The organism is Spirillospora sp. NPDC048823 (assembly GCF_043198445.1).
Taxonomy (GTDB): Bacteria; Actinomycetota; Actinomycetes; order Streptosporangiales; family Streptosporangiaceae; genus Spirillospora.
In genome coordinates, this window is the sequence record NZ_JBICUT010000008.1 from 298,890 (window position 1) to 312,227 (window position 13,338).

Here is a 13,338-nt window from a genome sequence, read left to right on the forward strand (position 1 = left end):
AGAACGCGCCCGTCAGCGGTTGTGCAGCGCGGTCTCCGGAGGGCGCAGGGCGCGGGGCGCGCCGAGTGCGCGGGAGATGCCGCGGGCACTGGCGCGGACGACGGGGATGAGCGCCCGCGCCTCCCAGCCGTCGGACGGGACGACGATCGCGACGGCGGCGACGACGGCGTCGTCCGGGCCGAAGACCGGCGCGCCGACCGACAGCGCGAACGTCTCGACCTGGCCGTCGCTGATCGCCACGCCGGTCCGGCGGACCTCGGCGAGGACGCGGCGCAGCTCGGGACCGGACGTGATCGTCTTGTCGGTGAAGCGGCGGAGCGGCCCGGCGATGGCGCGCTCCTGGAGTTCGGCGCCGGCGTGCGCGAGCATCGCGAGGCCGACTCCCGTCGCGTGGGCGGGCCAGCGCCCCCCGACGCGGGACAGGACGTGAACGGCGTCGCGGGCGGAGATCCGCTCGATGTAGACGACGTCCAGTCCGTCCAGGACGGCGAGGTGCACGTTCTCGTGCGTCGCCTCGTACAGGTCCTCCAGGAACGGCATCGCGGCGCCGCGCAGGGCGGGCCCGCGGGGGGCGAGCGCGGCGACCTCGAAGAGCCGCAGCCCGATCCGGTACAGGCCGCCGGGTTCGCGTTCGAGGGCGCCCCACCGGGTCAGCTCGCCGACCAGCCGGTGCGCGGTGGACAGCGGCAGGCCGGCGTGCCTGCTGATCTGGGTGATGTTCAGCGCGGTGCGCTCGGCGGAGAACGCCTCGAGGATGTCCAGGACGCGGCTGGTGACGGTGGGCCGCCCGCCTCCGTCCGGCGCCCGGCCGGACGCCGTCATGGCATGCCGTGCTCCTCCCGCAGCCGCGTCTTGAGGATCTTGCCGGCGGCGTTGCGCGGGATCTCGTCGGCCAGCACCGCCGACTTGGGGATCTTGTAGCGGGCGAGCCGTCCCGACAGCGCGTCCAGGACCTTGCCGGGGTCCACGTCGGCGCCCGGACGCGGGACCAGGACGGCGCGGCCGACCTCGCCCCACGTGTCGTCCGGAACGCCGATGACCGCGCATTCCAGCACGTCGGGATCGGCGAGGATCGCGTTCTCCACCTCGGCCGGATACACGTTCTCGCCACCGGAGATGATCATGTCCTTGATCCGGTCGACGATGAAGGCGTAGCCGTCCTCGTCGAGCCGCGCCGCGTCGCCGCTGCGGAACCAGCCGTCGGCGAGCACCGCGGCGGTGTCGTCGGGGCGTCCCCAGTAGCCGCGCATCACGTGCGGGCCCTGGACGACGACCTCACCGGTCTCGCCGGGCGCGGCGTCCACCATGTCGGGGCCGACGACGCGCACGTCGCTGAAGAAGTGCGGCACTCCGGCCGAACCCGCCTTGGACAGCGCGTGCGAGGCGTCGAGGAACAGCACACCGGGGGCGGCCTCGGTCATCCCGTATCCCTGCAGGAACGTCAGGCCCCGCTTCTGGTAGGTCTCGATCAGTGACGGCGGCACCGGGGCGCCGCCGCAGGTGAGGATGCGCAGCGACGACAGGTCCGCGTCGGCCCAGCCCGGTTCGCGGGCGACCCGCTGGAACATCGTCGGCACCCCGAACATGAACGTGACCCTGTGCTCGGCGATCATATCGAGGGTCTCGGCGGGATCGAACGCGGCGACGAGCACGCACGTCCCGCCCTTGAGCAGCACCGGCAGCGTGAGCATGTTGAGCCCGGCGGTGTGGAACAGCGGCGCGGACACCAGCGCCACCTCGCCCGCCACCAGATCGTGGTCGATCAGGACGTTGATCGCGTTCCAGGTGATGTTGCCGTGGGTGAGGGTCGCGCCCTTGGGCGACCCGGTCGTCCCGGACGTGTACATGATCATGCACGGGTCGTCGAGCGCGACGGGCAGGTCGAGCGGGGTGTCGTCCGCGGCGGCGAGGAGCGCCTCGTACCCGCGCTCCCCCGGGTCGTCGAGCGCGATGTGCTCCCGGACCGGGGTGCGGCCGCGGATACCGTCCACCAGCCCGGCGTGGGACGGCCCGTACACCAGGGCCGAGGCGCCCGAGTCGTCCAGCTGGTAGGCGATCTCCGGGCCGGTGAGCCGGGTGTTGAGCGGGACGAACACGCCGCCGAGCATGCCGGTGGCGAAGAACGCCTCCGCGAAGGACGGATGATTGGGGCCGAGGTAGGCGACCCGGTCGCCCGGCCCGATCCCGAGGTCGCGCAGGGCATGCGCGAGACGCGCGACGCGGTCGAGCAGGCCGGCGTAGGTGAGCGTCCGTCCCTCGTGGATCAGGGCGGCCGTTCGGGGGGTCTTGCGGGCACGGCGCGCCGGCCACGACCCGAGTCCTTCGTTGCGCATTCGGGGCTGTCCTCTCCCAGGGTGGGCGTACGGCCGAAGTTAGGCTTATTCTTCACAGTGGTCAATGTTTTGCCGAACATCAAGGGCTGGCAGGCGTGGCGGCGGGGCGGGAGGCGCCCGCGCCGTCGTAGCGCTGACGCAACGACGGGAGCCGGACGGGTGGCCGAACAGGTGAACGCACGGGTGAACGCACGGGGGAGCGCACGGGGGAGCGCACGGGGGAGCGCACGGGGGAGCGCACGGCTGAACTCACGGGTGAGCGAACCCGGTGCGGCCGCGCCGAAGGCCGCCGGTGAGCCCTCCCCGAGGCTCCGGCCCCAGTCGCTGATGCTGACCTACCTCGGCAACTACGTGCTCGGCCGCGACATCGCCGTGTTCTCCGGCAGCTTCATCGACACCTTCGCGCGGCTCGGCGTCGGCGAGCACGCCGTCCGGTCGACGCTCACCCGCATGGTCGGCCGCGGCCTGCTGGAGCGGCACCGGGAGGGCCGCCGCATGCACTTCGGGCTCACCCCGCGGTCGGAGGGCATCCTGCACGACGGTGACGACCGCGTGTGGCGCCGCGGCGTGCTCAACACCGACTGGGACGGCGACTGGACCGTGCTCGCGTTCTCCATGCCGGAGTCGTGGCAGCGCGTCCGGCACGACCTGCGCGCACGGCTCACCTGGGCCGGCTTCGGGTCGCTCGGCAACGGCACGTGGATCGCGCCGGCCCGGATGGACGTCCGCCCGATCATCGCGGGCCTCGGCCTGAACGGGCGCCTCAAGGTCTTCGCCGGCCGGGCCGAGGAGCCCACCGACGTCGCCGGCATGCTGCGGGAGGCGTTCGACCTGGACGGCCTGGCGAGCGGCTACCGCGCGTTCCTCGACCGCTGGGACCGCCCGGACCCGCTGCCCCACGCCCCCGACGACCTCGCGCGCTACCTGTGGATGACCACCGAGTGGCTGCAGCTCGTCCGCGCCGACCCCCGGCTTCCCGTCGAGCACCTGCCGGCGGGCTGGCCCGCCGTCCGGGGGCAGCAGGTTCTGATGGAGCTGCGCGACCGCTACCGGGCCCCCGCCCGCCGTCTCGCCGACGAGGCCATCGAGTTCGTCCGGCTGCGCTGACAGTGGGGATGCCGGCGGGGATGCCGGTGGGGAGGTAGGTGGGCGCCGCCCGGCCCTCCCCCGCGAACCGGTGGCATGACCTGCCCGTTCGCGGGTACGCGAGGTGCCTGCGATGACGGAAGGTGATCGGAATGTCTCTCGGACCGGACGGGCGGCCGAACAGGGTCCCACTCGAACCGCTGCGGCTCCGCAGCGGTGTCCGTGAAGACTGCCTCGTCGTGGTGGCGGAGGGGGAACTCACGATCCTCACCGCCGACCGGCTGCGCGAACACGTCCTGGCGGACATGCGCGGCCTCGGCGGCCCCCCGCGGGTCGTCCTGGACGTCGGAGAGGTCGACTTCTGCGACTCCTCGGGCCTCAACGCGCTGATCGTCATCTGGAAGAGCGCGCACCGGGCCGGCGGCGAGTTCGTCCTCGCCCGCCCGGAGCGGCGGTTCCGCACCATCATCGAACGCAGCGGCCTCGACCGCCATCTGATCGCGCACCCGACGCGGGAAACGGCGATCGCCGCCCTGACCGAGCCGCCGCCCTGACCGAGCCGCCCCCACAGAGCCGCCCTCATCGAGCCCCTGACGGCCGGATGCCCGCTTGCCGCCTCACCCGGATGATGATACGCATTCCGTATTAACGTCTCACGAGGGCGGGGTTCCCATGGAACGCCTCAACACCCGCACCACCCCCGCGGACCACGCCCGGCCGGCGCCGGGCACCGTGCACCCGCCGGCGGGCGCGATCCCGGGGCCGTCCTCGCTCACCTGGCGGTACGCGGGCGACTGGCGCGGCGTGTTCACCGGCCGGTCGACACTGCTGCTGCAGGTCGCGCACCCGATGGTCGGCGCGGGCGTCGCCGACCACTCCGAGTTCGTGGAGGACCGCTGGGGGCGCCTGCGCCGCACCCTGGAGTCGGCGAACGACTTCCTCGGCTACCGCGGTGAAGCACGCGGCCGGGACGAGGCCGCCCGGCTCCGCGAGATCCACAAGGACATCAAGGGCGTGGACGCCGAAGGCCGCCGCTACCACGCGCTGAACCCCGAGGCGTACCTCTGGGTGCACGCGACGCTCCTCCACGGCATGCTGCACACGCAGCGCGTGTTCGGCCGCGCCCTCGGCCCCGCCAGGGAGAAGGCCCTCTTCCGGGAGTGGCGCGACCTCGCGCTCGCCCTCGGCATCACCGAACGCCACCTGCCGGCCGGGCCCGCCGCCTTCCGCGACTACTTCGACGACATGGTCGAGAACCGCCTCGAGAACAACGAGACCGTGGAACTGCTCATCCGGCTCGACCGCACGCCGCTGCCGCCGCCCCCGAAGTGGCCGCTGCCGAAGGCGGCCTGGACGGGCCTCGCGCTCCCGCCCACCCGCCTGCTGCGTGAGACGGGCATCGCCACGCTCCCGCCCGTCCTGCGGGAACGGTTCGGGCTGCGCTGGACGGCCGCGGACCGGCTCCGCTTCGAGGTCTTCGCGCGGACCGTGCGCGCCGCCGGCGCCGTGGCGCCCGACCGGCTGCTCCAGTCCCCCATCGCCGCCCGGGCCATGCGCTCCGCGCGGCGCGCACCGGACTAGAGTCGGCGGCACCATGACGAGCGACGAACCGGCCAGGGGCGACGAACCGGCGAGCGAGCACGAACGGCCGGGGGGCGGCGAACTCCTGCGCAGCCTGCTCACCGGCACCGCGCAGAGCGAACCCCAGACCGACCGGATCCTGGACGCCGCCCTCCGGTCGTTCGAGACCTTCGGGCCGCGCCGCACCACCATGGACGACGTCGCCCGCGAGTCCGGGCTCGGCCGCGCCACCATCTACCGCCGGTTCCCCACCAAGGGCGACCTGGTGACGGGCGTCCTGCTGCGGGAGGCGCGGCGCTTCTTCGCCGAGCTGGACGACGCCGTAGCGGCACTGCCCACCCTGGAGGAGCGCCTGGTCGAGGGGTTCGCCGTCACCCTGCGGATCAGCCGCGAGCAGCGCCTGATGACCCGGCTCATGGTCGTCGAGCCCGAGCTGGCCCTCCCGCACGCCACGGTCAAGGCCGGGCCGCTGCTGGCCGCCGCCCGCGGCTACCTCGCCGGGCGGCTGCGCACCGCGCAGCGCATCGGCGCCGCACCGACGCACGTCGACCCGGAGGTCGTCGCCGAGATCCTCATCCGCCTCACGCACTCGCTGATGCTGACCCCGGACGGCCACATCCCCCTCGACGACGAGGGCGCCCGCGCCTTCGCCCGCAGCTACCTCCTGCCCATGGTCAGCAGCCGGGCGGACCGGGGTCCGGGAGGGTGATCCTGAGTGTGGTGCCTTCGCCGGGCGGGCTGGCCACGGTGACGTCGCCGCGGAGGGCGCGGACGCGGTCGGTGAGGCCGGCGAGGCCGCCGCGGGGGGACGGTGCGGCGCCGCCGACGCCGTCGTCGCGGACCTCGGCGACGATCCCGCCGGCGCCGGGGCGGACGCTCAGCTCGATGGAGCCTGCCCGGGCGTGCTTGACGGCGTTCGCGAGGGCCTCGCAGAGCGCGAAGTAGAGGGTCGACTCGATCTCGGGCGGAAAGCGGCGGTCGGGCAGGTCGAGCCGGACGCCGGCCGACGGCGGTGCGCCGGCGGCGCGGGCGGCGACCAGTTCCATGGCCGGGGCCAGGCCCGCGTCGGCGAGGATCGCGGGATGCACCCCGCGGGCGAGGCCGTCCAGCTCGGAGACCGCCTCGGCCAGCTCACGGCGGCAGGTCCGGGCGTGCTCCCGTGCCCGCGGGTCCGCGGCCGCGGACTCCAGGTCCGCGAGCATCCCCTCCAGCACGCGCAGCCGCTGCTGGGCGCTGTGCTGCAGATCGGCCGCGAGCCGCTCGCGCTCGGTCGCCTGGACGCGGACGAGGAGCTCCCGGGCGTCGCGGGCCCGTTCGAGGTTGGCCTGGGCCGCCGCCTCCAGCCGGGCGGTCTCCAGCGCGCGGCCGCCGGCGACGAGCGCGGCCTCGACGAGAGGCTCGTGGTCGCGGAGCACGGCGGCGGCGTCCACGGTGGCGAGGGGCTCGCCGCCGGACGTCCTGACCTCGTGCCGCCAGCGTCCGGGGACGTCGCCCGGCCCGGTACCGCCGAAGCCGGCGTCCACCGGCCGCCCGGCCACGTCGACGTAGCCGGCGCCGGCCCACAGCCACAGGTCGAGGGAGTCGTCGCGCAGGACGCTGCGCAGGGCGCCGCGGACCTTCTCCACGGAGACGGGGTCGGTGAGGCGCTGCATCCGCTCGGCGACGGTCAGCTCGGCCAGCCGGGCGCGCAGCGCGGTGCCGAGGAAGGCGAGCGGCACCATCGTCGCGAAGATCCCCTGGACGAGGTAGACGTGCAGGACCTCGTCGAGTTCCACGCCGGCGCCGACGAGGGTGCCCTGCATCGCCAGGGCACCGGCGACACCGATGGTCACGGTGGCGGCGACCGGGACGGTCAGCGTCCGGTCCAGCCGCCCGATGCGCGGCAGCCGCGCCAGCAGCGTGATCACCAGGGCGCCGGCCAGGACCGCCGTCAGGGCCGTCATCGCGCGCTGAACGGCCTCGAACGTCTCCTGGACGGGATGCAGCGCGGGCCACGCCGCGGTCGCGGCGAAGCCGTTCCACCCGGGTCGCGAGACGGTGCACAGGACGGCCTGGCCACCGACCATGACCACGACGGTGGCGGCCGTCCACAGCCGCGCGGCGGGACGGTCCAGGCGTCCCTCCGGGTACAGCAGGACGCCGATGCCGATCGCGGTGAAGAACACCGACTGGGCGAACACCGACACGACCGGGCCCGCGCCGGCGTTCCAGGCCGCCGCCCAGGTCGCCGCCCACGCGGCCGCGGCCACGACGAACGCCGCGCCCGTCCGGCGGCCGAGCCGGCCCGCGGCCAGCAGCCCGCCCGCGGCCGCGAACCCGCCGCAGCAGGCGAGGGTGACCACGGCGGCGGCGGGCTCCGCGCGCCAGTACGGCCAGCCGCACGCGAGCGCGCCCGCGGCGACGGCGGCGCCCGCGCCCAGGGCACGGCGGACCCGCGCGCCGAGCCACAGGGGCGGCCGCCAGGGGACGGGCCTCACCGCTGTCCCTTCCGTGTCGTCCCGGGCAACCGCGGGCCGGGAGCGGGGTTTTCCCGGATGTGCGGGGGAGGCGGCACCGGGAGCATGGCGTAGGCCGGGCGCGGCCCCGGGCGCCGGGGCCCGGCGAGTGTCGCGGTGACGTGCGGGGGCCGCCACCGGGTCACCTGACGCGCCCCGACCGATCCGGTCAGTGTTCCCCACCTGACGTACCGGACGCGAGGGCCCGTTACCCGATTGATGCGCGGGCCGGGCGGAACGACCCCCGGCGGGTGCCGGCGCGGGGTGTCAGCGCGGGGTGTCAGCGCGGGGTGTCAGCGCGGGGTGTCAGCGCGCCTCGGCGGCCCGCAGCCAGGTGAGGACGGCGAGGACGCGCTTGTTGCTGTCCTGCGGCCCCGGCGGCCCTCCCGACGAGGTGATCTTGAGCTTGGTGAAGATCGCCCGCACATGGTCCTCGACGGTCCGGGCGGACAGGTGCAGCCGCTTGCCGATCCCCGCGTTGGAGTGGCCCTCGGCCATCAGCGCCAGCACCTCCCGCTCGCGTCCCGACAGCCGTGCCAGCTCGTGCTCCCGGTGCCGGGCCTCGACGAGCCTGCTCACCACGTCCGGGTCGATGACGACCTCGCCGAGCATGACCCGCTCCAGCGCGGACCGCAGGTTCTCCACGTCGGTGACGTGGTCCTTCAGCAGGTAGCCGACGCCGCGCGGCTGGTCGCGGAACAGCTCCATCGCCTGCGGCGTCTCGTTGTAGGCCGACAGGACGAGAACGCCGAGGCCCGGGTGGCGCTCCAGGAGGCGGCGCGCGGCGACGACGCCCTCGTTGCTGTACGTCGGGGGCATGTGCAGGTCGACGATCGCCACGTCGGGGGGGTCACCGGCGACACGGGCGAGGAGTTCCTCGCCGGATCCGGCGGAGACGACGACTTCGATGCCGACCGTGGTGAGCAGGGTGACCAGCGCCTGCCGGAAGATCCCGCTGTCCTCCGCCACGGCTACCCGCATGGCACGGCTATCCGCATGGCACGGCTATCCGCATCGCAGGGCTACTCGCATCACAGGGCTACTCGCATGGCAGGTCCATCCTTACCCTCGTGCCCCGTCCGGGGCCGCCGTCGACTTCCACGTGGCCGCGCAGCGCCCTGATCCGGCCGGACAGCCCGGCCAGGTCGGCGGCGGGATCGGCGGCCGGATCACCGTGGCCGCCGTCGTCGCTCACCTCCGCGACCAGCCGGCCGTCCTCGTCGCCGACCCGCACGGACACCTGAGTCGCACGCGCACGCTCGACAGCGTACGACAACGTCTCGCAAAGCGCGGAGTAAAGCGTCGACTCGATCTCGCGGGAGAACCGCCGCGGGGTGACGTCGAGCACGACGCGGGTACCGAGCCGCTCGGCGACGACCTCCAGCGCCGGCCCGAGACCGTCCTGGACGAGCAGCGCCGGCTGGACCTCGCGGGCGAGCGCCCGCAGTTCGGCGAGGGCCAGCTTCAGCTCGGCGCGGCACGTCCGGGCGTGCTCCTTCGCCACGGGGTCGCCGGTCACGGCCTCCAGCGTCCCGAGCATCGCGCCGAGCGCCAGCAGCCGCTGCTGGGCGCCGTCGTGCAGGTCGCGGGCGAGGCGCTCGCGTTCGACGGTCTCGGCCCGGACGAGGCGGCGGTAGGCGGAGCGGACCTGTTCGAGGCCCGCGTGCACGCTGGCCTGCAGCCGCGCGGTCTCCAGCGCACGGCCGCCCGCGGCCAGCGCGGCCCCGACGAGGGAACCGTGGTCGCGGAGCGCGCCGCCGAGTTCCACGACGGCGAGCGGGTCGCCGGACGCGCTGAGGACCCGATGCCGCCATCGCCCCTCGTCCCCGGCCCCCTCCCCCGCGCCGGCGGCCTCGCCGGGATCGATGTCGACGGGACGTCCGCCGGTGTCGACATAGGTCTCCTCCATCGGCGCCCAGAACCACAGCTCCAGGGTCGGGTCGTGCAGGACGTCCCGCAGGGCGTCGCGGACCCGCTCCACAGAAACCGGCGCGGTGAGCCGGAGCATCCGGCCCGCGACGGCCAGCTCGCTGATGCGGACCCGCAGCCCGGACGCCAGCAGCGTCAGCGGCACGAGGACGACGACCGCGCCCTGGACGACGTACACCTCCAGCAGGTCGTCCAGCGGGATCGAGGTCTCCATGACCGGCTTCTGGGTCAGCGCGGCGGAGATCCCGACGAAGGCCAGCGCACCGGTCACCGGGAGGGTGAGCAGCCGCCGCAGCCGGTCCATCCGCGGCAGCCGGAGCAGCAGCACCACCGCGAACGAGAGGGCGAGCAGGAGATACAGCGCCGCGGAGACCCGCAGGACGGCCTGGAACACGCCGGGGTCGGGGAACGGCGCGGGCCACCAGACCGACTCGCCGCGGAACGCGGCCCACTCCGGTTCCGAGGTCACCCACAGCGCCGTCGGGCAGCCCAGCAGGATGACGCATGCCATGACCGTCCAGATCCGGTCGGCCAGGTACTCCAGCCGCCCGCTCGGGTACAGCAGGACGCCCACGGCGAGTGCGAGGTAGAACTCGGCCTGCGCGTACGGCGACATCATCGGCCCGATGCCCGCGTCCCAGCTCGCGGCCCAGTTCGCCGCCCAGCACACCGACGCGGTGACGAACAGCAGCCCGGTGCGCCGCGTCCGCCCGCCGGTCGCCAGCAGGACGCCCACCACCGCGAGCGCGGCGCAGCTCACCAGCGTGATCACGGCGGCGGCCGGGTGGTCGCGCCAGTACGGCCAGCCGGCGAGGAGCGCCAGCCCCGCCACCGCGACCCCGGCGGCGAGGGCGCGCCTCGTTTCCGCGCCGAACCACGGCGGCGACCTGCGCCGCCGCGGGGCGGTAATCACCACGACCACCCTTTCCATGCTCGGACCTGCGGACACGTCCTGCCACCGGGAACCCACGGGGCGGCGGTCCGTGCTTTCCCGGACGCGGCGCCGGCGCCCGGCCGGCGGCGTCTCGCGCACGGGCAGTTTCCCGGACCGCGCCGCGGACCTGTAGTGGCGTTATCCGATCGATGCGGGGCCTTCCCGGGCGTTTCCGTCCCGATCATGCGGGACGGGCGCCCCGCGCGGCCGGGATCATCCGGGACGCGTTCCCCTTGACACGCGTGCAGAATCCGTGAACGGCTCCTTTTCAAGCTCCTATCGCCGCCCACTGAAGGGAATTCACATTTACCGGGAAAACCCGGGGCCGCCACCGGGAACACCTCGATTGCCGATCCGATCGCGCACTGCAAGGATCGTTTCGGCGATGATGGGACTTCGGGGAAAGGGGCACGGGGGAAATGAAACAGGAAACGGCCGGGTGGACGCGACCGGGGGCCGAGCCGGGCACGGCCTCGGAAGCGGCACCGATCACGATGGTCGCCACGGCGGCGGGCACGGCGGCGGGCAGAGCGGCGGGCGGGACGCGCGCGGCGGCCCGGCCGCCCGTGCTCGTCGACGCTTCCGGCCCGCGGCTCCCGGTCGTCGAACGGGCCCGGCTCCGGCCGCGCTACCGCACCATCCTGGCGGTGGACATCGAGGGCTCGACCGCCCGCACCGACGCGGTGAAGGCCGAACTGAGGCGGGTGCTCTACAGGCTGCTGGAAGAGGCGTTCAACCGGTCCGGAATCGAGGAGGGCCACCGCGAGGCGTATGTCGACCGGGGCGACGGGATGCTCGTTCTCGTCCATCCTCACGACGAGGTCCCCAAAACGCTGCTGCTGTATCCGGTCGTGCCGGTCTTGTCGGCCCTGCTGGCCGAATACAATTCGGGTCCGATGATCGCTCCGGGCGGCGACCGGCGAATTCGCATTCGCGTCGTCGTGCACGCCGGAGAGGTGCACAATGACGGCCGCGGCAATTTCGGAGAGGCCCTCGACGTCGCCTTCCGGCTGCTGGACTCGCCGGCGACGAAGAACGCGCTGCGGCGCACCGGCGCCCCGCTGGCGCTGGTCGTGTCCGACGACATCTACCACTCGATCGTGCGGCACGGCTACGAGGGCATCCGGGCGGGCTCCTACACCCCGGTCGTGCACCTGCGGGTCACCGGCCGCACCCACCAGGGCTGGGTCCACGACGCCGCCGGCCTCGCTTCCGAGGGGCCGGGCGCGTCCCCCGGGCTGGCCGCCAGGACGAGAAGGCTGCTGAACAGGCTCGCCGGGTGAACGTGCCCGTCGCCGTGAGCGCGCCCGTCAGCGGCGGCGGCCGACGCCCGCCAGGGTGAAGGTGCGTTCCGGGTGCGCTTCCGCCGGGCGGGAGGGGTCGGGCCGCCACTGCGAGGTGTAGGTCAGGCCCGGTTCGACGAGGTCGAAGCATCCGACGATCTCGAGGATCTCGGCGCGGCTCCGGCCCCAGAAGTGACCGCTGGTCGGCTTGAAAACCTCGCCGACGTCGCCGCCCGACTCCGGTTCCGGGTCCTGGGTGATGTGCGTGAACACCAGGTGGCTGCCCGGCGGCAGCGCGTCGTGGAGGCGCCGGACGGCGGCGGCCGCCTCGGCGGTGTCGCCGATGAAGTGCAGGACCCGGTCGAGCACGCACGCCACCGGCCGCTCGAAGTCGATGAACTCGCGGACCTCCGGGTCGGCGGCGACGGCCTCGGGACGGTGCGGGTCGCACTGGACGGCGGCCGTGCGCGGCGTCCCGGCGAGCAGTGCCCTGGCGTGCGCCAGGACGACGGGGTCGCCGTCGGCGAACACGACCGTCGCGTCCGGCGCGACCTCGGCGGCGACCTCGTGGACGTTCCCGCGCGCGGGCAGCTTGGTGCCGATGTCGATGAACTGGCGGACGCCCTCACCGGCCAGGAAGCGGACCGCGCGCCCGATGAAGGCGTGGTTCTCCCGCGCCGCCATCCGCGCCTCCGGGATGACCTCGATCAGCTGTTCGGCGACCTCGCGGTCGGCGGCGTAGTTGTCCTTGCCGCCGAGAAGGTAGTCGTAGATCCGTGCCGTGTTGGGCGTCGTCAGATCGACGCCGGCGGGCGACCACCCCTCATCGGCCATCGCGACTCCATTCGTCCCCGGGGGACGATCGTCTCATGAAGTGCGAACCGGGCCTGCCAGGCCCCGGCGGATCACTCGTGCGATACGGCGATCACTTGTGCGATACGGCGGGGCCGCCGTGCACGGCGCCGGCGGTGGCGTTCTTGTGGGCGCAGGCGGCGCGCTCGATCTCGTCCGGGCCGGCGTGCCCGGAGATGAGGTCGAGGATCCGCCCGTGCTCGGCCACCGAGCGGCGGGCCCGGCCGGGGGCATAGCCGGACGCGGGGCGGCGCATGTGGTCCAGGCGCGTCCACTCGGCCTCCACCAGGGACCGCAGATGCGCGTCCGGGCAGTGCTCGTAGATCGAGAAGTGGAACTCGCGGTTGAGCGCGGTGAACGCGGTGGGGTCGAACGCCTCCAGCGCCTCGATCATGCGCTCGTTGATCGCGCGGGAGCGGCCGACCGCCGCGGCGGTCATGTGCGGGGCGGAGATCGCGGTGGCGTAGCCCTCCAGCCGGGCCAGGATCTGCAGGGTGTGCTCCACCTGCGCGGCGTCGAACACCGCGACGCGGGCGCCGACGTTGCGCACCAGTTCCACGAGCCCGTCGGACTGCAGGCGGCGCAGCGCCTCGCGCAGCGGGATCGTGCTGACCCCGGTCTCCTGGGCGAGCTGGTTGATGACCAGCCGGTATCCGGGCACGTAGGTGCCCTCCAGGATGCGCGACCGCAGCAGTCCGTAGCAGAACTCGACCTTGCTCTCTCTGGTCCGGTCCTGCTTCCTCGCGGAACTCACCCGGTTCTCCTCATCCTTGGGCCGAACCCCCGGTCGTTCGCGATCCCCGTGCCGGCCCATCATTCTCGCCGACCGCGAGCACGGGAGGGAA

General features: G+C 74.0%; 12 protein-coding genes. 5 read left to right on the forward strand and 7 right to left on the reverse strand.

Annotation, left to right across the window (positions count from 1 at the left end):
- Positions 1 to 12 precede the first annotated feature (12 nt).
- The gene (locus tag ACGFK0_RS20765) at positions 13 to 822 is read right to left on the reverse strand and encodes an IclR family transcriptional regulator (RefSeq protein ID WP_392906873.1); all 810 of its coding nucleotides are present in this window, start codon (positions 820 to 822) and stop codon (positions 13 to 15) included.
- The gene (locus ACGFK0_RS20770) at positions 819 to 2,333 is read right to left on the reverse strand and encodes a long-chain fatty acid--CoA ligase (RefSeq protein ID WP_392906874.1); all 1,515 of its coding nucleotides are present in this window, start codon (positions 2,331 to 2,333) and stop codon (positions 819 to 821) included. Before ACGFK0_RS20770 ends, ACGFK0_RS20765 begins: the two co-directional genes overlap by 4 nt.
- Positions 2,334 to 2,588: 255 nt before the next feature.
- Here ACGFK0_RS20770 and ACGFK0_RS20775 point away from each other — a divergent pair, with 255 nt between their 5' ends.
- The 4 genes from ACGFK0_RS20775 to ACGFK0_RS20790 all read left to right on the forward strand — a co-directional run bounded on the left by ACGFK0_RS20775 (position 2,589) and on the right by ACGFK0_RS20790 (position 5,709).
- Positions 2,589 to 3,440, forward strand: a complete 852-nt coding sequence (locus ACGFK0_RS20775; protein ID WP_392906875.1) for a PaaX family transcriptional regulator C-terminal domain-containing protein — start codon at positions 2,589 to 2,591, stop codon at positions 3,438 to 3,440.
- Between the two features lie 131 nt (positions 3,441 to 3,571).
- Entirely contained in the window at positions 3,572 to 3,973 is a 402-nt protein-coding gene (locus ACGFK0_RS20780; RefSeq protein ID WP_392906876.1) for an STAS domain-containing protein, read from the forward strand.
- 118 nt (positions 3,974 to 4,091) lie between these two features.
- On the forward strand, positions 4,092 to 5,000 hold the full coding sequence (locus ACGFK0_RS20785; RefSeq protein WP_392906878.1) for an oxygenase MpaB family protein: 909 nt from the start codon (positions 4,092 to 4,094) through the stop codon (positions 4,998 to 5,000).
- A gap of 13 nt (positions 5,001 to 5,013) precedes the next feature.
- Positions 5,014 to 5,709 carry a TetR/AcrR family transcriptional regulator gene (locus tag ACGFK0_RS20790; protein ID WP_392906880.1) on the forward strand — a complete coding sequence of 232 codons (696 nt, stop codon included), beginning with the start codon at positions 5,014 to 5,016 and terminating at the stop codon, positions 5,707 to 5,709.
- Here ACGFK0_RS20790 and ACGFK0_RS20795 read toward each other — a convergent pair.
- From ACGFK0_RS20795 to ACGFK0_RS20805, 3 genes are all read right to left on the reverse strand, one after another.
- The gene (locus tag ACGFK0_RS20795) at positions 5,675 to 7,477 is read right to left on the reverse strand and encodes a sensor histidine kinase (RefSeq protein ID WP_392906882.1); all 1,803 of its coding nucleotides are present in this window, start codon (positions 7,475 to 7,477) and stop codon (positions 5,675 to 5,677) included. The genes ACGFK0_RS20790 and ACGFK0_RS20795 overlap by 35 nt on opposite strands.
- A 324-nt stretch (positions 7,478 to 7,801) precedes the next feature.
- Positions 7,802 to 8,476 carry a response regulator transcription factor gene (locus tag ACGFK0_RS20800; RefSeq protein WP_392906883.1) on the reverse strand — a complete coding sequence of 225 codons (675 nt, stop codon included), beginning with the start codon at positions 8,474 to 8,476 and terminating at the stop codon, positions 7,802 to 7,804.
- A 58-nt stretch (positions 8,477 to 8,534) separates the two neighbouring features.
- Entirely contained in the window at positions 8,535 to 10,346 is a 1,812-nt protein-coding gene (locus ACGFK0_RS20805; protein ID WP_392906884.1) for a sensor histidine kinase, read from the reverse strand.
- Positions 10,347 to 10,777: 431 nt separating this feature from the next.
- Between ACGFK0_RS20805 and ACGFK0_RS20810 the strand changes: the two genes are divergently transcribed.
- The gene (locus tag ACGFK0_RS20810; RefSeq protein WP_392906886.1) at positions 10,778 to 11,641 is read left to right on the forward strand and encodes a hypothetical protein; all 864 of its coding nucleotides are present in this window, start codon (positions 10,778 to 10,780) and stop codon (positions 11,639 to 11,641) included.
- A 27-nt stretch (positions 11,642 to 11,668) separates the two neighbouring features.
- Here the strand turns inward: ACGFK0_RS20810 and ACGFK0_RS20815 are convergent, their stop codons facing one another.
- Both ACGFK0_RS20815 and ACGFK0_RS20820 read right to left on the reverse strand, forming a co-directional pair.
- Positions 11,669 to 12,475, reverse strand: a complete 807-nt coding sequence (locus ACGFK0_RS20815; protein WP_392906887.1) for an SAM-dependent methyltransferase — start codon at positions 12,473 to 12,475, stop codon at positions 11,669 to 11,671.
- Between the two features lie 91 nt (positions 12,476 to 12,566).
- Positions 12,567 to 13,247 carry a GntR family transcriptional regulator gene (locus tag ACGFK0_RS20820; protein ID WP_392906888.1) on the reverse strand — a complete coding sequence of 227 codons (681 nt, stop codon included), beginning with the start codon at positions 13,245 to 13,247 and terminating at the stop codon, positions 12,567 to 12,569.
- Positions 13,248 to 13,338: the final 91 nt, after the last annotated feature.